Annotated in this window: 19 protein-coding genes; 8 read left to right on the forward strand and 11 right to left on the reverse strand. The window is 33.1% G+C overall.

Annotation, left to right across the window (positions count from 1 at the left end):
- Window positions 1-291: 291 nt before the first annotated feature.
- Both NU08_RS20370 and NU08_RS20375 read left to right on the forward strand, forming a co-directional pair.
- On the forward strand, window positions 292-1,164 hold the full coding sequence (locus NU08_RS20370; protein ID WP_129748891.1) for a M48 family metalloprotease: 873 nt from the start codon (window positions 292-294) through the stop codon (window positions 1,162-1,164).
- 198 nt (window positions 1,165-1,362) lie between these two features.
- On the forward strand, window positions 1,363-2,238 hold the full coding sequence (locus NU08_RS20375; RefSeq protein ID WP_129748892.1) for a M48 family metalloprotease: 876 nt from the start codon (window positions 1,363-1,365) through the stop codon (window positions 2,236-2,238).
- 62 nt (window positions 2,239-2,300) lie between these two features.
- On the opposite strand, the gene NU08_RS20380 is transcribed toward NU08_RS20375, so the two are convergent.
- From NU08_RS20380 to recF, 11 genes are all read right to left on the reverse strand, one after another.
- Window positions 2,301-2,681, reverse strand: a complete 381-nt coding sequence (locus tag NU08_RS20380; RefSeq protein WP_119792913.1) for a PH domain-containing protein — start codon at window positions 2,679-2,681, stop codon at window positions 2,301-2,303.
- 127 nt (window positions 2,682-2,808) lie between these two features.
- A complete protein-coding gene (locus NU08_RS20385; RefSeq protein ID WP_129748893.1) occupies window positions 2,809-3,639 on the reverse strand; it encodes an energy transducer TonB in 831 nt (276 codons plus the stop codon).
- 156 nt (window positions 3,640-3,795) lie between these two features.
- The gene (locus NU08_RS20390; RefSeq protein WP_091134697.1) at window positions 3,796-4,347 is read right to left on the reverse strand and encodes an RNA polymerase sigma factor; all 552 of its coding nucleotides are present in this window, start codon (window positions 4,345-4,347) and stop codon (window positions 3,796-3,798) included.
- Window positions 4,338-5,444, reverse strand: a complete 1,107-nt coding sequence (locus tag NU08_RS20395; RefSeq protein WP_129748894.1) for a glycosyltransferase — start codon at window positions 5,442-5,444, stop codon at window positions 4,338-4,340. The genes NU08_RS20390 and NU08_RS20395 overlap by 10 nt, the downstream gene beginning before the upstream one ends.
- Before the next feature lie 84 nt (window positions 5,445-5,528).
- Complete coding sequence (locus tag NU08_RS20400; protein WP_129748895.1) at window positions 5,529-6,143, reverse strand: FMN-binding negative transcriptional regulator; 615 nt, start codon at window positions 6,141-6,143, stop codon at window positions 5,529-5,531.
- Window positions 6,144-6,150: 7 nt separating this feature from the next.
- The gene (locus NU08_RS20405; RefSeq protein WP_129748896.1) at window positions 6,151-6,657 is read right to left on the reverse strand and encodes a hypothetical protein; all 507 of its coding nucleotides are present in this window, start codon (window positions 6,655-6,657) and stop codon (window positions 6,151-6,153) included.
- 37 nt (window positions 6,658-6,694) lie between these two features.
- Entirely contained in the window at window positions 6,695-7,708 is a 1,014-nt protein-coding gene (gene murB / locus NU08_RS20410; protein WP_129748897.1) for a UDP-N-acetylmuramate dehydrogenase, read from the reverse strand.
- Window positions 7,709-7,828: 120 nt separating this feature from the next.
- Window positions 7,829-8,611 carry a hypothetical protein gene (locus NU08_RS20415; RefSeq protein ID WP_129748898.1) on the reverse strand — a complete coding sequence of 261 codons (783 nt, stop codon included), beginning with the start codon at window positions 8,609-8,611 and terminating at the stop codon, window positions 7,829-7,831.
- 30 nt (window positions 8,612-8,641) lie between these two features.
- Window positions 8,642-9,682: a glycosyltransferase gene (locus NU08_RS20420; protein ID WP_129748899.1), complete on the reverse strand. Its 1,041-nt coding sequence runs from the start codon at window positions 9,680-9,682 to the stop codon at window positions 8,642-8,644.
- A 101-nt stretch (window positions 9,683-9,783) separates the two neighbouring features.
- Window positions 9,784-10,461, reverse strand: a complete 678-nt coding sequence (locus NU08_RS20425) for a DUF2461 domain-containing protein (protein ID WP_129748900.1) — start codon at window positions 10,459-10,461, stop codon at window positions 9,784-9,786.
- 124 nt (window positions 10,462-10,585) lie between these two features.
- A complete protein-coding gene (gene recF / locus NU08_RS20430) occupies window positions 10,586-11,665 on the reverse strand; it encodes a DNA replication/repair protein RecF (protein ID WP_129748901.1) in 1,080 nt (359 codons plus the stop codon).
- A 370-nt stretch (window positions 11,666-12,035) separates the two neighbouring features.
- On the opposite strand from recF, the gene NU08_RS20435 reads away from it, so the two are divergent.
- The 6 genes from NU08_RS20435 to NU08_RS20460 all read left to right on the forward strand — a co-directional run bounded on the left by NU08_RS20435 (window position 12,036) and on the right by NU08_RS20460 (window position 18,104).
- A complete protein-coding gene (locus NU08_RS20435; protein WP_129748902.1) occupies window positions 12,036-12,818 on the forward strand; it encodes a tetratricopeptide repeat protein in 783 nt (260 codons plus the stop codon).
- A gap of 81 nt (window positions 12,819-12,899) precedes the next feature.
- The gene (gene ribH / locus NU08_RS20440; RefSeq protein WP_129748903.1) at window positions 12,900-13,472 is read left to right on the forward strand and encodes a 6,7-dimethyl-8-ribityllumazine synthase; all 573 of its coding nucleotides are present in this window, start codon (window positions 12,900-12,902) and stop codon (window positions 13,470-13,472) included.
- Window positions 13,473-13,609: 137 nt separating this feature from the next.
- The gene (locus NU08_RS20445) at window positions 13,610-14,290 is read left to right on the forward strand and encodes a DUF6624 domain-containing protein (protein ID WP_129748904.1); all 681 of its coding nucleotides are present in this window, start codon (window positions 13,610-13,612) and stop codon (window positions 14,288-14,290) included.
- Window positions 14,291-14,450: 160 nt separating this feature from the next.
- Complete coding sequence (gene mutL, locus NU08_RS20450; RefSeq protein WP_129748905.1) at window positions 14,451-16,388, forward strand: DNA mismatch repair endonuclease MutL; 1,938 nt, start codon at window positions 14,451-14,453, stop codon at window positions 16,386-16,388.
- Window positions 16,385-17,197, forward strand: a complete 813-nt coding sequence (locus NU08_RS20455) for a rhomboid family intramembrane serine protease (RefSeq protein WP_165352494.1) — start codon at window positions 16,385-16,387, stop codon at window positions 17,195-17,197. The genes mutL and NU08_RS20455 overlap by 4 nt, the downstream gene beginning before the upstream one ends.
- 43 nt (window positions 17,198-17,240) lie before the next feature.
- Window positions 17,241-18,104 carry a rhomboid family intramembrane serine protease gene (locus NU08_RS20460; RefSeq protein WP_129748906.1) on the forward strand — a complete coding sequence of 288 codons (864 nt, stop codon included), beginning with the start codon at window positions 17,241-17,243 and terminating at the stop codon, window positions 18,102-18,104.
- The last annotated feature ends 6 nt before the right edge of the window (window positions 18,105-18,110 follow it).

Genomic DNA, 18,110 nt, shown 5'->3' on the forward strand with positions numbered 1-18,110 from the left:
GTTCAAAGTACAAAGATACGGAATGTAGTTTATTTTGAGACGTTTATTTGCTTTTCCTTTACATATTATATTTGTCGAAGAGATTGAGGATAAGTTGGATCAAATGTTAATAAATTGGTTTTAAATATATTTTGAAGTGATTTTTTTAGTCTCTATTTAATGATTTGATATTCCATTTGGCTTTTCTGAAATATAAAAGTTCGGTCTTAATCTGTTACAAATTTGGCTTCTTGGGAGCTTGCAAAATTCATGCAATACTAATTTTGCTGTTAATTTAACAGTTTTAAAACCATGAAAAAGAGAATTATTGTATTAGGAGCTTTATTTGCAATTTTAAGCCTTACCAAAGCAAATGCGCAAATACTTTCAGATAAAACTATGGGGGCTTTAGGCAAGGGTGTTTCAGGATTTACCTTTAGTGATGCAGACGCTGCGGCTTTAGCTAAACAATCTATTGCAGAATTGGATGCAAACAATCCAGTTGCAGATCCAAAAAATGGATATTCAATTCGTTTAGATCGCTTATTTGGAAAACATACCACTAGCGAAGGAGTTACTTTAAATTATAAAGTGTATTTAGTAAAAGATATTAATGCTTTTGCATGTGCTGACGGAAGTGTACGCGTATTTGCAGGTTTAATGGATATTATGGATGATAACCAATTGCTTGCTGTTATTGGTCATGAAATCGGGCATGTTGTGAATCATGATACAAGAGACGCGATAAAAGCGGCTTATAAAAAAGAAGCTTTAATGGATGTTGCATCTTCTCAGTCAGGAAAAGTTGAAGCTCTTACCCAATCTCAATTAGGGCAAATAGGAAGCGCTATGATTGATAGCAAACATAGTAGAAAACAGGAATCTGAGGCAGATAATTTTTCTTATGATTTCATGAAAAGAAATGGTTACGATGTGAATGCTGTAGAGTCGGCTTTTAGAATTCTTCAAAATTTAAGCGAAGGAGCTGAGGCATCTTTTATGACTAAAATGATGAGTTCGCATCCTGACTCTGGAAAAAGAGCTGATACGGCCAAAAAAAGAGCAACAAAAGACGGCTTGTATCATGCTTACGAACAGCAGAAAATTGTAAATACAGCTCCTGTAGTTGTAGTAAAAAAAGCAACTACAACAACAAAGAAAACAAGTACAGCAAAAAAGAAATAAGCGATACATGATACAAAACCGGTAAATCTAAAAAGTTTGCCGGTTTTTTCTTTTTTAGTATAGATCGAAATCGGTTGTGTGTTGATTATCAGCTCGTAAAAATGTTTTATCTTTATTTGTTGAAAAACAAGTTTTGTGTGAATTTAAAATAGCATTTTGTTATGCTACATTTGTTGTTAAATTGTAATTATAAAAAATATGAAAAAGAAATTTATAATAGTAGGACTTTTATTTACAGCATTTGGTTTAACTAAAATGACTGCACAGATTAATTTTGGAGATAAAGCAATTGGGGCAGTTCAAAAAGGGGTCACTGGTTTTACTTTTAGTAATGCCGATGCAGCAAAATTATCTAAAGAAGCGGTAGCTAAATTAGATGCAGAGCATGAAATTGCTGGGCCAACTGATGGTTATGCGATACGATTAAATCGTGTTTTTGGAAAACATGCATCGGGAGACGGATTTACTTTAAATTATAAAGTATATAAATTAAAAGAAGTAAATGCTTTTGCAACCGCAGACGGAAGCGTTCGTGTGTATTCAGGATTAATGGATATCATGGATGATAATGAATTAATCGCTGTAATCGGGCACGAGATTGGACACGTAGCAAACAACGATTCTAGAGATGCAATTCGTGCGGCTTATCAGAAAGAAGCATTAATGGATGGTGCGGCTTCTCAATCGGCAACTGTGGCAACAGTTACAGACAGCCAACTTGGAAAAATTGGAAGTGCAATTATTGACAGCAAGTACAGCCGTAAACAAGAATCGGAAGCAGATTTATTTGCTTACAATTTCATGAAGAAAAATGGTTACAATGTAAATGCTGAAGAATCTGCGTTTAGAATTTTAGCAAAAATGAGTGAAGGTGCTCAAGCTTCATTTATTGATCAAATGATGAGCTCGCATCCAGATTCTCAGAAAAGAGCTGATGATGCTAAGAAAAGAGCAGAGAAAGATGGTTTGTATAAACCGTATGTGCAACAGAAAATTGTAAATACAGCTCCTGCAACAACGACTAAAAAAACAACTACAACTACGAAGAAAACAACTACTGCAAAAAAGAAATAAGAGTTGTTACTTAAATTATATTATAAAACCCGGCAAATTTCTACTTGCCGGGTTTATTTTTTTTATCCTAAAACGTGATGTGCCAATACTTTTTGCACTTCATAAACATTAACTGATTTATTGAATTGTTTTACAATACTTGGGTGCTGTTCGCTAGAAATCCAGATTTTTAATTCGGCATCAAGATCAAAAGTTCCTGCAGTTTCTACACTGAATCTTGTGATGCTTTTGTAGCCAATAGATTTGTATTCTGTTTTGCTTCCTGTAATTCCTTGCACATCTACTAAGATTAGCCTTTTGTTGGTGAAAATGAAAGTGTCGCGAATAAGTTTGAAACCCATTTCGATTTCTTCATTTGCTGTTAAAAGCTGACCGTATTTCTTAATTAAATCTTCTTGGCTTACTGAACCCGCGTTACCAAGAATAGCTGAAAATATTCCCATTATTTGTTTTAATTAGTTAAAATGATTTCCGTTTTTGAAGGAGTAAATGTAGTGGATTTTAGAATTAATGGAAACAAAAAAAAGCAGAACCGAAGTTCTGCTTTTCTCACTTTTCAAAATATTTATATTATTCGACTTCTGTTTTTATTGTGATAGGAAGATTATATGCCGTTCTTACTGGTTTTCCGTCTAGAATTCCTGGCGCCCATTTTGTTTTTAATGATTTTAAAACTCTAATGGCTTCTTTGCCCATTCCGTAACCAGGATCATTCTTTACAATAATGTCTGTAAGTGATCCATCTTTTTCAACCACAAAAGAAACATACACTCTTAGTGTCTTTTCTGCGTCAAGTTCTGGTCTGCGGAAATTGTTTCCAACATACTTGTAGAACTGAGCAATTCCGCCTGGAAATTCAGGAAGTTTATCCAATATAGCTGTAGAAACAGGTTCATTGCTTGGTGGTGCAACTGAAGTGGCGTCACCATTACCTCCTCCGCCTCCCGTTGTAGGTAATACATTTACCGAAGTTCCTGTTCCGGTAGCGTTTTCAACAACTGGTGCGTTTTCTGTATTAGATGCGATTTCCTGTACAGCGTCTTGAGTTCTTGTAACAACAGGATTGGTTAATTGAACTGCCTCTGTTTGGCTTGCTGCAGTTTGTTCTACAACCGTTGCAGGTGGTGCTGGTGGCGGTGGCACAACAGTAGGATCAATGTTTACGGGCGTTATCGGGTCGTAAATCATTGGTTCTGGCTCGACTGGAACTACTGAGGAATTAAATTTGCTAATAAGTGCAGATGCACTCCCTAAAGCCGTTAATAACAATAAACCCATAAAGAGAGCTGTAACAGAATTTTTAGAATTTTCTTGGCGTAATTGGTACGCGCCGTATTCCTTGTTTTTGTTCTCGAAAACAAGATCGGTCCACTTGTTTTCATAAATGCTTAATTTAGACATAATTTTTGGGTTTTAAGGTTAAGTAACTTTAAATCATACGCAGAAAAGGTTTAGGTTTGAGCTAGCAACTAAAAGTTGTAGTTTTAATGTTGTAGAAATGTTTTTATTTTAAGAATAAATATGAGAATAATTTATTCTTTGATTAAAGATAATAAATTATCTATTACGTTCGATAATTTCAGCCAATAATTTTTTAGCGCGTAAAAGTTTTACCTTAACACTGCTTAATGGTTCGTCAATCTTAGTGGCAATTTCCTGATAAGACATTTCCTGAAAATAACGAAGCTGAATTACTTCTTGGTAGTGCGGTTTGAGTTCTTTGATGCATAAGAGCAGACGGGAAAGATTCTGTTCTTTAATTAATGCGTCTTCTGCAGATGGAGTAGGGTCGGCAATATTGTATGCCTGTTGGTCTTCGTTGTCTGTGATTTCTATAAAAAGATTGGTTTTCTTTTTTCGCAACAAATCAATATAGACGTTTTTTGCAATTGCAATAAGCCAGGTATTAAACTGAAATTCTGGATTGTAAGAAGCAATTTTGTCAAAAGCTTTAGAGAAAGTTTCTATCGTAATATCTTCTGCGGTGGTTTCATTTTCGGTACGTTTGAGCATAAACGAATACACCTCATTCCAATAATGATCTAATAAAAAAGTAAAGGCGATCTGATCGCCTTTTTTTGCTTTTTCTATTTTAGAATTTATTTCCAATATACTGGTTTTGAAAAGATATTAGTTATAAAGATATTAATTTGCGTTAATATAAGCGCTATCTCAACAACCGGAAACCAAATTTTAATATCTTTTTCTTTTAATTTTCCTGCTGAACATCCAACTACTGTCCACACAATAGTATAGCGTGTAGCTAAAATTGCTAATACGGCGATCCATTGGAATTGAAATGCTAACAGTATAATAACTAAAATAAAGAAGAATAATTGTGAGAGAAAGAATAATCCTAACTGCATTTTATCAAAAAACTTGTAATGTTCTGCGGTAGAAATATGTCTTCTTTTCTGAGTGAACCATTCTTTATAGGTTTTCTTAGGTTCTGAATACGTAAAACTTTCAGGTGCATAAGAAATAGTCGTATTCGCTTTATTTGCTGCCTGATTAATGAATAAATCGTCATCGCCAGAACGAATCTGAATATGATCAATAAAGCCATTTACATTAAAAAACTCTTCTTTTTTGTAGGCAAGATTTCTTCCAACTCCCATATAAGGAAGTCCCATTTTTGCCCACGAAAAATATTGAATTGCAGTTAAAACTGTTTCAAAACGGATAATTTTGTTTAAAAATGAACGCTCTACTTTTTCATAACCTCCGTAACCTAAAACTATTGTTTTATCCATGGTAAACTGAGAAGTCATAGAAGTAATCCAATCTTTAGAGTTTGGGAAACAGTCTGCATCTGTAAAAAGTAAATACTCTTTCCTTGCTGCTTTTATTCCCAGCGTTAAAGCGTATTTTTTATTTCCCCAAAAAGCTTCGTTGTTTTCAACTTTTACTAGACGGATATTAGAGAATTCTTTTTCAAATTCTTCAAAAACTTCAAGAGTTTCATCGCTAGATGCGTCGTCGATTAAGACAATTTCAAAATCTGGATAATCTTGCTGTGCCAAAAGCGGAACGTATTTTTTTACATTCTCTTCTTCGTTTTTAGCGCACACAATTACAGAAACCGGAAGATTTTTAGGTTTCACATGCTGTGGTTTGGCAAAAGCAAATTTGCCAAAAACTCCTAAATAATAAAATAATTGAACTACGACAATAGCAATAAAAAAGTAAAATATGTATATAAGCATCTGATTTATTAGGTTCTATTAATTTCACGTTCTGCGACTGCAAATGTACTTATCAATTCGCTAAATTCAATAACCAAAACCGATTTACTTTCGGCATTTTGACATTTCTTTTGCAACAGCAATAGACTGAGGGTTTTCGGTTTTTTCTAATTCCGAAATTATGTTTTTATAATTGTGATCGTCACGATTTTGAGAGATTTTTTTTGTAGCTTGAATTTCTTCAATTTCGATTTCAAAACCAAAGATTCCTTTTGCTTCGCGCATGGTTTTTTCAGATAAATTTTCAACACGAACAGGATTTTTAGAATTCACTTCATATTTATCTACCAGCTTTTTCAACTGGCCTACCGAAGTTTCGTAATCTACAATCTTGATTCTTCCATAAACATGTACGGCTATATAATTCCAAGTCGGAACATTTTCGTGATCGTACCAAGAAGAAGAAATGTAACTATGAGGTCCAGTAAATACAGCCAAAACTTGGTCATTTTCTCTAAAACCTTCAGCTTGCGGATTTAGTTTTGAAATGTGACCTTGAAGAATCTCTTTTCCATCAGCATTCAATTCCAATTCTATCGGAATATGCGTTGCACATAACTTTCCGTTAGTTTGATTAATCAGAATTCCAAAACTATTCTCTTTCAAAAAAGCTTTTATTTCTTCCTGATTTTCGTTTTTGTATAAATCCGGTGTGTACATTTTTTCTTTAGTTTAAAACTTTCTGCTTATTTGTAAACAAATTTATATTTACACTTAGGAATAAAATTGTAATTCCTATAAAAGTAAAAGTAATTCCGCCGATTAAATACCTTGTTTTAAAATTATTTGAAAAAAGCAGACCAAAGTCATTGAATCTTATTGAAAGAAAAGGTTCGAATAAAAAGTAAAAAACTATATAAGTAAATATTGCTCCTAAAATTGTGTTTAAAATGGAGATTTTGTTTTTCCAATTAATTAGACCGATTAAAACTATTCCGATTATTAGTCCGTAAAACTTCCAAAGCATTACACTTGATATGAAATTAAAAATTTCTTCTGTATCGCCATAATTTTTAGTCCAACATGTTGGTATAGAACTTTGATAGGAAAGGGATTGGAAAGCACAGTTAAATTTTTCGAAGACCGAAAAGATTTTGAATTGATAAATACCATAAATGAAAAACACTAATCCAGACAATTGAATTAGAATAACTTTTATTTTTATTTTTTCCATTTTGCTGTAAATTTATTTGAAATAGAATTAGAAATTTCTAAATCACATTCACTTCCGCTTCAATCTGAATGCCGAATTTTTCAAAAACGGTTTTTTGCACTTCTTTTGAAACAGCTAAAATTTCTTGTCCTGTTGCGTTTCCGTAATTTACCAAAACCAAAGCTTGATTTTTGTGAACTCCCGCATCTCCAAAACGTTTTCCTTTAAAACCAGCTTGTTCAATCAGCCATCCCGCTGGAACTTTTACTTCAGTTTCTGAAACTTCGTAGAATTTCATTTCTGGGAATTTTTGGTGGATTTTCTCAAAATCAGATTTCAATAAAATCGGATTTTTAAAGAAACTGCCGCTATTTCCTAGTTCTTTCGGATCTGGCAATTTACTTTGTCTTATGGCAATTACAGCATTACTTACATCTTTTAAAGTAGGTTCAGTAATATTGTTTTTGGCCAATTCTGCCAAAATATCTCCGTAAGAAGTATTGATTTTATGATTGCGTTTAGTCAGTTTAAAAATAACCGAAGTAATAATAAATTGGTCTTTTACCTCATTTTTGAAAATACTTTCGCGGTAGCCAAAATTACATTCAGCATTGTGGAAAGTCTTCATTTCTTGGGTAGCAATATTCATCGCTTCGCAAGAAACAAAAGTGTCTTTAATTTCGGTTCCATAAGCACCGATATTTTGAACTGGAGTTGTACCAACATTTCCAGGAATAAGAGACATGTTTTCTAATCCGCCAAAATTGTTATCGATCGTCCAAAGAACGAAATCGTGCCAAGTTTCTCCCGCCTGACTTTCAACCCAGACAAAATCGTCGTCTTCCTTAATTATTTTTTTTCCTTTTAAATCAATATGAATAACCAATGCATCAATGTCTTTGGTTAAAAGCATATTGCTTCCGCCTCCTAAAATGAATTTTTTCTCGTTTTGGTTTTCTTTTAAAATGGTTTTTAATTCGTCAACAGAATGTACTGCAACAAATTGTTTTGCACTGGCTTCAATGCCGAAAGTATTGTGTTTTTTTAAAGAAAAATTGGATTGGATTTCCATAAATAAAAGGCTTTTTAATCTGAGTTCAAAAGTAAGGATTATAAGTTTTGGTTTAACGATGAAGGTGCAAAGTTTGCAAAGCTTAGTATTAATAGTGTGACTTCTTTTAGGTTTTGTAATTTAGAAACGGTCTTCTCTAAAAATGAAGCCATCATAATTCGTTATTTCTGCTTTGAAATCTTGCATTGCGTATAAAAATGATTCCGCACTTTCAATGAAATAATCAATTGTATCTTGGTATAACTTGGTATAATCATTTTTCTCATCTTTTAATATATCAAAAAAATGATTTGAAGCTTCGGTTAATAATTTGTTCTCTTCTATACTTTTTAGTTTGTCAATTAGTTCTTCTCTTTCGGTTGAGTAAGCTTCTATATTATAAGTTATTAATTTGATTGATAAAATGATTAAAAAATCTATTACTAACTCAATTTCTCTAGCATTTGAAGGCACAGAAATAGATACTTTTTTAGAAAGTTTTTCTTTTTCTGCTATCTTTTGATAATAGATGTTTAAGCCATCTTCTCCTATAGATAAAATTCCGTTTTCAAATCTAGAATGAAGTGTTAAGATTTCTTTGAATCCTAAATCAATATGAAATGCTTCAATATCTTCGATTTCATCATTGTAATAGTCATCAATCCAATTGATTATTGCTTCAAATTCGAAATGATTTATTTTACAAAAATCAGTTTTTGTTTTAAAGATTATTTCTTCAAATGAAAGTGGTGTAAAAATCGAGTTTTTGTTAATCTCAGTTATGTAATCTTTAAAATTAGAAATCAGCTTGTCTGGAAAATAGAAATGTTTTTTTGGCGGTAATTTTACGTCGGTCAGTTTTTGTAATAAGTTTATTGATGTTCTATTCGTATCGATTTTATAATAGTTGAAATATCCACTCATTTTATTTTGTTTTTACAGGAAAAAGCAATTTTATTTGTTCAACAACTCATGGTATTTCTGCGCTATAACCTTCATATTAATATCATAATTTGCATTTTCTTCTACAAATTTTCTATTTCGAATAATGGACTGATTTCGAGACTCAGCATTTTCAAAAGACCAAATTAACTCATTGGCCAGCATTTCGATATTATCAACTTCAATCAATTGCCCGTTTTGACGATGCGTGATCCAGCTTTGGTTTCCGGGAATATCTGAAACTATCGGATAACAATTGCAAGCCATTGCTTCAAATAAAGAGGCAGAAACACCTTCGGTGGTTGGCATACTAATGTAAACATTGGATTGCTGGAGTAATTTTGGAAGTTCTGTATTCGGAATTCTTCCTATAAAAATTACTTTGTTTTCTATTTGGAGTTCTTTTGCAAGATCTTTTAAAAATTGCAATCTGTTTCCGTCGCCAACAATGGTCAAAGAAAAATCAATTCCTTTTTGGTTTAAAATTCCGAAAGCTTTTAAAATGGAATCATGTCGGTATTCTGGCTGTAGCGAACGTGTAACAATCGCTTCAATTTTATTTGAATTATTGGTTGAAGGTGTAAAAAGTGATAGGTCAATTCCTTTTGGGAGAACCAAAACTTTGTTCATGTCAACTCCAGTTGCTTTCATATGAATTGCCATGACAGGCCCCCAAGCGTGAATTAAATGTGCTTTTTTGAAAGCATATTTCTGAATAAATTTTTTAAAAGGATATAATTTAGACTTTTCTGGCCATAAATCAGTTCGGCCTTGTTGTGCGATCGCAATGGTTTTGGATCCAGATAATGCTGCAAGAAAACCATAACTGGTAGTTCTTTCCGCAATTACCATGTCTGGTTTTTCCTTTTTAATTATTTTTCTAATAGAAATAGGAGCGAAGAAATATTCTAAAATACGTTTAGATCTGCGATTGTTTGATGTTTGAAGCTCCCAAGTGATGATTTCAAAATCGCCAAATTTTTTAAGGCCTTTCATCCAAGTGATGGCATCAGCGCGATAAGATTCTCCAAGAAAAAGTATTTTCCTATTCATTCAATTATTTGTTTTTTTGCCACAGATTAAAAAGATTAAAAGGATTTTACAATTGCGAAGAATTAATCTGTGAGAATCTGTGAAATCTGTGGCAAATAAAGCTAAAATTCTTCAGTATCTAAAGCGCGATTTATAAATTCGTTGAGTGGTTTTAGGGCAATAAGTTTTTGGCTCATTTTTTTTACAAAATCCTTTTTTGTAACTTCAGAAATATCGTAGGTTTGGCTTGCTGTAAAACTTTTTAATTTTAAAAATTCAATAGCAGGATGGTCTTTTTCGTAACCGCGAGGCATGCTTTTTAATGAATTGTTTTCGTTTACGTCCAAACTTCCAAATTCCTTTTTAAAGTTTTTATCATTTAAGATTTCCTGTAAATCATCATAGAAAAAAGCGATTTCTTTACGGACTTTCTTTAGCTCTTCTGCATCAGGAGAATAAAACCCGCCAGCAATAAAACTTCCTCCTTTTTCAATATGAACGTAATAGCCCGAACGATTTGCGCCTTTTACTCCAGCTGACATCCAAACGCCCAAATGAGATTTGTAAGGAGATTTGTCTTTAGAAAATCGTATGTCGCGATTGATCCTAAAAGTGCAGTCTTTTATTTCAAGAAGTTCCAACGACGGATCAAGAGGTTTCATTACATCCAGAAAATCACTCACCAACAGATGGTAGTCTTTCTTAAAAACTTCATATCGCTTTTTATTTTCCTGAAACCATTCTCTGTTATTGTTCTTTTTTAAATCGTCCAAAAATTGCAATGATTCTTTCGCTAACATATTCCTTATATATTTATTGCAGTTGTTTTTAAGTTTTTTGCTCAGGCTAATTTACTGATTTCTATTTTGGGATTGATTCTAAAATCTGATATAAATTGTATCAATTTTGCAGAATCAGAAAAAATCACAAATTAAATATTTTATAAGTTTGATGCGTCGATTTGACAATCGCTTCTGTTCTTTCGGGATGTGTGTCCGAAATAAAAAGCTGTCCAAATGTTTCGCTGTTTACCATTTCAACGATTTTGGCAACGCGCGTTTCATCTAGTTTGTCAAAAATATCATCAAATAAAAGGATAGGTTTTACACCGCTTTGTTTTTTTAGAAATTCAAATTGAGCCAATTTCAGTGCAATCAGAAAAGATTTCTGCTGTCCTTGAGATCCGAATTTTTTTATTGGATGCGAGTCGATTTCAAAAGACAAATCGTCTTTATGAATTCCGACACTTGTATATTGGAGCGCACGGTCTTTATTTATATTTTCTTGCAAAAGCATCAAAAGGTCTTTTTCAAATAAATGGCTTTCATAAACCAGTTGTACACTTTCTTCTGATCCTGTTATCGCTTGATGATGTATATTAAATATAGGTATAAACTGTTCTAAGAAATCTTTTCGTTTTTCAAAGATCGATTTTCCGTAACCTTGAAGCTGTTCATTATATATAGATAAGGTGTCATTATCAAAAACATGATTCAAAGCGAAATATTTTAAAAGTGCATTTCGCTGAGTGATTACCTTTTGATATTGTATTAATTCGTGCAGATAAGTTGAATCTAATTGTGAAATAACACTATCCATAAATTTACGGCGCGTTTCACTTCCTTCAATAATTAAATCACGATCTGCTGGCGAAATAATTACTAGCGGAATAAACCCGATATGATCTGAAAATTTATCGTAAGGTTTTCCATTTCGTTTTAAAACCTTTTTCTGTCCTTTTTTTAAACTGCAGACAATCTGTTCTGTTCTTTCGTTCTTTTCCAGTTCGGCATCAATAACAAAAAATTCTTCGCCGTGTTTGATATTTTGAACCGCCAACGGATTAAAATAACTTTTTCCGTAAGCCAAATGATAAATAGCATCGAGCACATTGGTTTTTCCAATGCCATTTTTTCCAACGAAACAGTTGATTTTGATGTCAAAATCAAAACTTGCTTCTGAAAAGTTTTTATAATTGAATAAAGATATTTTGTTTAGATGCATTTTAGAAAGACCTTATAAAAGATAAAGTTTTGAAATTTTGCGTCAATTCTTTGTTTTTTTTCTTCTGCCACAGATTAGAATGATTAAAAAGGATTTTTATAAAACTTTTAATCTGCTAAAATCTGTGAAATCTGTGGCTAAAAATAAAATTTTTAGTTTTGAGAAAGTCGATTTGAATTGAGCGTGCAAATTACCGAAAATTATCGATATAATTGGCTTTAGGGCTTTCTTGAGCTTATTTATTTTACCGCTTCCGCGAAAGGATGAGCGAATTAGGAAAATATTTTTTTTAAAATAGTGATAAAATTGAAATTTTTTACCTCAGTTTCAAGAAAAATTTTATTTTTGCCGTTCACTAAATAAATTTTAAATGGCAACTTACAATAAAAGAGGATATAAGACACCAAAAGAAAAGGAAGTAAAAGAGGTGGTTACTGAAGAGCAACAAGTAATTATTGACGAAAAAGACAGTACTACAGCTGGAGTTTTCTCAAAATTAGATGAAACTGCTTCAAAAACTGAGGATTGGGTGGCTAAAAATCAAAAAATCATTATTGGTTTAGTTGCTGGTATTGCAGTTGCTACAATTGGATATTTGGCTTATCAAAAATTTATTGCAACTCCTAAGCAAGAAGAAGCTGCAAGTGAAATGTTTGTTGCTCAGCAAAACTTTGAAAAAGCGGTAAATGGAGTTTCTAGCGATTCATTATTCAAATTATCATTAAACGGTTCAGAAGGTAAATTCGGATTTATTAAAATCGCTGACGAATATTCTGGAACAGATGCTGGAAACTTAGCAAACTACTATGCAGGTATCGCTTACCTAAACACTGGTAAATTTGATGAGGCAATTAAATATTTAGGTGAATTCAAATCGGAAGATGCAATCTTAAGTGCTTTGGCAAAAGGTGCTACAGGTGATGCTTATTCTCAAAAAAATCAGCAAAAAGAAGCTTTAGATTTTTATGTAAAAGCTGCTGAGTCTAACAAAAATGATTTTACAACGCCTCGTTTCTTGTTGAAAGCTGGTAAAACGGCTTTAGCTTTAGGACAAAAAGAGGATGCATTGAAATATTTCAATGACATTAAAGATAATTACGACAGTACTCCAGAAGCAGCATCTGTTGATGCTTTGATCGGATTAGCGCAATAAAAATTTTAGACTTTAGATTTTAGATTGTAGATTTGTAATTAAGAATCTAAATTCTAAAATAAAAAATCTAAAATATATAAGATGGCTACTCAAAATAAAAATCTATCAGAATACGATAAAAACGCAATCCCAAACGCGAAAGACTTTCGGTTTGGGATTGTTGTTTCTGAATGGAATGATACTATAACAGAAGGACTTTATAATGGTGCTTTTGACGCTTTGGTTGATTGCGATGTTCCTGCTCAGCAAATTATCCGTTGGAATGTTCCAGGAAGTTTTGAGCTGATTTACGGAGCAAAAAAAATGCTTCAGACTCAAAATGTTGATGCGGTTATCGTAATTGGTTGTGTAATTCAAGGAGAAACGAAACACTTTGATTTTGTTTGTGAAGGTGTTACGCAAGGAATTAAAGACTTGAATGTTCAGACTGATATTCCAGTTATTTTCTGTGTTTTGACAGATAATAATATGCAGCAATCTATCGATAGAAGTGGAGGAGCTCACGGAAACAAAGGAACCGAAGCTGCAATTGCGGCAATAAAAATGGCTTATATCCGTCAGCAAGCTTCAATCGCACATGTTTTCAATCAGCCATTATTGACTTCTGGAGCGCTTCAAATAGAAGATTCTCCGAAAAAAATAGAAAACGAATAAAGCGCATTTGTTTTAAAAATATTAAAACCTATACTGTTAAAAGTGTAGGTTTTTTTTTGTGCTTTTTTTGTGATTCTATTAAGTTCTGTCAAGTCCGGAATTATATTACATTTGAGTTGGTCTTTAATTAAGTTTCTATGAAAAAATATCTACTTTACGCTTTTGTTTTATGTTTCAGTCAAAGTTATGCTCAGAAAAAAATCAATGAAAATTTGAAAAAGGAGCTCGATTCAATTATGAAATCCGATCAGATTCTTAGAGAATATATCAATTTTGATACTTCTGAAAGTCGAAAAAAAGAAATAGTAAAAGAACTCGGGCGCGAAAATGATCCGAATTTTAGAAAAGGCATTTGGCTAGAAATGCGAAAAAGAGATTCTCTTAACTTGATTAAGATTGAAGAAATCATTAAGCAGTATGGCTATCCAGGAAAAAGTTTAGTTGGCGAACCAACCAATATTGCGGCATGGTACGTTATTCAGCACAGTTCGAAAATTGGAGAATATTTGCCAGTGATTGAGCAAGAAGCGAAAAAGAAGGAGATACCCTTTACTTACTTTGCTAAAATGCAAGATCGTTATCTGACCCAGCAAGGAAAAGAACAGATTTATGGAACGCAGGGTCAGATGAAACAAATAACAAATAAGCAGACAGGGAAGAAAGAGTTTTTTAATTATGTTTCTCCAATTCAAAATCCTGCTACAGTTAATGATCGTAGAAAGAAAGCGGGTTTTACAACCACAGTTGAAGAAAATGCAAAAGAAATGGGGATGGAATATAAGGTTTATACCTTAGATGAAATCCAGAAAATGGACTAGTTTTTTTGTGTCTAAACTGCAATCTTTCTGTTTTATAGGCTGTTGTAGTTTTTGTTTTTTTTTATGATTATTCTTATTCTAAAAGCCAACCAAAATTCATTAAATTTGTACTTCTTGGTTTGCAAAAACCTAATCTAACTTTTAAACCTATTTTTGCTTAATGTCGAGTATTATTCAATTGCTTCCTGATCACGTTGCTAACCAAATTGCTGCTGGAGAGGTGGTTCAAAGACCAGCTTCAGTCGTAAAAGAATTGTTAGAAAATGCTGTTGATGCCAAAGCAACCGATATTAAATTAATTATAAAAGATGCCGGTAAATCGCTTGTGCAAGTTATTGATAATGGAGTCGGAATGACCGTTACTGATGCACGCTTGTGTTTTGCCCGTCATGCAACATCCAAAATCCGTCAGGCAGAAGATTTGTTTTCGCTAGGAACAAAAGGTTTCCGTGGAGAAGCGTTGGCTTCTATTGCGGCGATTGCTCACATGGAAATGAAAACGAAACAAGATCAGGACGAGCTTGGAACGCATATCGTAATTGAAGGAAGTAAATTTATCTCGCAAGAAGTAGCCGTTTTGCCAAAAGGAACTTCATTTGCGGTTAAAAACTTATTTTTTAATATTCCTGCTCGCCGTAATTTCTTAAAGTCAGATACAGTTGAATTTCGTCACGTTATGGATGAGTTTCAGCGTGTGGCATTAGCGCATCCAAATATTCATTTTAGCTTTTATCATAACGGAAGTGAAATGTACAATCTTCCAGCAGCGGGATATCGCCAGAGAATTGTGGGTATCATGTCTGGAAAAACAAATGAAAAATTAGTTCCGGTAAACGAAGACACAGAAATTATAAATGTTCAGGGTTTTGTATGCAAACCTGAATTTGCTAAGAAAAATAGAGGAGAACAGTTCTTTTTTGTAAACGATCGATTTATAAAAAGCAGTTTCTTGCATCATGCAGTTATGTCTGCATACGACGGATTGCTGAAAGATGGTTCTCAACCAAGTTATTTCTTGTATCTACAGGTTCCGCCAAACACAATTGATATCAATATTCATCCGACTAAAACAGAAATTAAGTTTGATGACGAGCAAGCATTATATGCTATTTTAAGAGCGTCCATCAAACACAGTTTAGGACAGTTTAATGTCGCTCCAGTTTTAGATTTTGATCGAGATGCCAATTTAGATACACCATATCATTATAAAGATGTAGAAGCAGAAATTCCGACAATTCAGGTTGACGGCACTTTTAATCCTTTTACTGATGATAAAACCAATCAGCATTATAGTAAAGCTACTTCAGGATCTTCTGGATATAGTTCAGGTTCATCATCATCATCGTCAGGATCGTCATATTCTGGGTCATCGTATTCAGGTTATTCTAAAAGAGTTGAGCCAACGGCAAGCTGGGAAAGTTTGTATGTTGGTTTGGATGTCGAAAATCCTGAAAGTATAGAAAGTTCGCCTTTTACATTCGAAAATGAAGAAGTAACCTCTTCTTTGTTTGATGATGAAGAAGTGGAACAGGCAACGCAGAAAACGTATCAAATTCATAAAAAATATATTGTATCTCCAATAAAATCAGGAATGATTATTGTTGACCAACAGCGTGCGCATCAGCGAATTTTGTATGAGCAGTTTTTGCTGAACATGACTGTCAATCAAGCGGCGAGCCAACAATTGCTTTTTCCTTTAGATTTGTTTTATTCGGCTTCAGAAATGAAGTTGATCGAAGAATTGAAACCTTCTTTAGAAACCACTGGATTTGTTTTTGACGAAAGTAAAACAGACCACGTTGTAATTTCTGGAATTCCTGTAAATATTACAGAAAGTGAAGTTTCGCAGGTAATTGAACAATTATTAAGTGATTTGCAGGACGGAATTCCGGCAAACAGTTACAGTCAGAATGATACAATTGCCAAGTCAATGGCTAAAAGTTTAGCGGTTAAAACAGGATCTTATTTAACCGAAAAAGAACAAGATAATTTGGTAAACGGTTTGTTTGCTTGTAAAGATCCAAATATTTCACCTTTTCAAAAACCTACCTTCATCACCATGCGTGTTGAAGATATAGATAAAAAGTTTGCTTTATGATGAATATCACGCCAGTAGTTAAACAACTGCTAATTATTAATATAATATTCTTTATAGGTGCTCAATTAGTGCCAGTTTCTTACGAGTATTTGTCATTGTTCTATCCAGAAAGTGAAAGTTTCAGAGCTTGGCAAATCATTACTCATATGTTTATGCATGCGCCTTGGCCAAATTTTGCGCATATTTTATTTAATATGTTTGCCTTATACAGCTTCGGATCTGCATTGGAACATTTTTGGGGTGGAAAAAAGTTTTTGTTTTTCTACATTTCTTGCGGATTAGGTGCGGCATTGCTTCATACTGGAGTAAACTACCTTCAGCTACAATCTCTTTTAAGTTCGGTTTCTGAATTGAATTTATCGAAATCAGAATTACACTTGATTTTAAATGCAAATTATTCTTCTTTGTTCGATGCCAGTGGCCGAATGGTGCAAGGAGAAATCGCTACAATTTTAAATAAAGCACATTGCACGCAAGAACAATTTAATGCTTTAGCGCAAGCTAGCGGTATAGTTCAATCGCCAGTTTTAGGTGCTTCTGGAGCAATTTATGGTTTGTTGACAGCTTTTGCATTTATGTTTCCGAATGCTCAGCTTGCCTTGATCTTTATTCCTGTTCCAATCAAAGCAAAATATTTTGTGCCTGGAATTTTAGCAATTGACTTATTTTTAGGTTTTAAAGGAAGTTCTTTATTTGGAAGTGGCGGAACTGGAATTGCACATTTTGCACATATTGGTGGAGCAATTGCTGGTTTTTTAATGATGTTATACTGGAAAAAAAATCAGTTTAATAACAACCGTTGGAATTAATTTTTAACTTTAAAGTACAAATTCTAAAAACAAAAAGGGTTTTATGAATATTCTAGACGATTTAAAATTACAATATAGATTGGGTGGTATTGCTATGCGTGTTATGTATTGGAATATAGCATGTTTTATTGTATCACTTATCTTCTTCTATCAATTTTCAATAGGTCAGTTTGCTTTTCCAAGTTGGTTGGCTTTGTCGTCAGATCCTCAGGTTTTTATGTTTAAACCTTGGACTTTTTTAACGTATGCTTTTTTTCATGATGGATTTTTCCATCTGTTGTTCAATATGATGGTGCTTAATTTTGCGAGCACTTTGTTTTTGACTTATTTTACTCAAAAGCAATATTTAGGATTGTATCTTTTAAGCGCTCTTTTTGCAGGAGTAGCTTTTGCATTGAGTTTTTATTTTTCTAACATCAGCGGTTCCATTGTTGGTGCTTCAGCGGCTATTATGGCTATTTTAGTGGCGGCAACAACCTATTCTCCTTTAATGAATGTTCGTTTGTTTCTATTTGGAAACGTGAAACTCTGGCATATAACAGCAGTTATTCTAATTTTAGATTTAATGCAGTTCCGTTTAGGAAATATGGGTGGACACATTTCGCATCTTGCTGGTGCTTTCTTCGGATTTGCTTATATTAAACTGCTTCAGAACGGTACCGATTTGAGTATTATTGTTTCTAAAACGTTAGATTTCTTTGTAAATCTTTTTAGAAAATCTCCTACGACCCCATTTACAAAAGTTCATAAAAATTACAAAAAACCTACAGAAAAAACTACATCAAGAATTGTTACGAAAGACAAGACGCAACAGCAGATTGATGAAATTTTAGACAAAATTAGCCAGTCAGGTTATGATTGTCTGACAAAAGAAGAAAAAGAGTTTTTATTTAAAGCTGGAAAATAAACTTGT

The sequence above is a fragment of the Flavobacterium anhuiense genome (assembly GCF_004151235.1).
GTDB lineage: Bacteria > Bacteroidota > Bacteroidia > Flavobacteriales > Flavobacteriaceae > Flavobacterium > Flavobacterium anhuiense_A.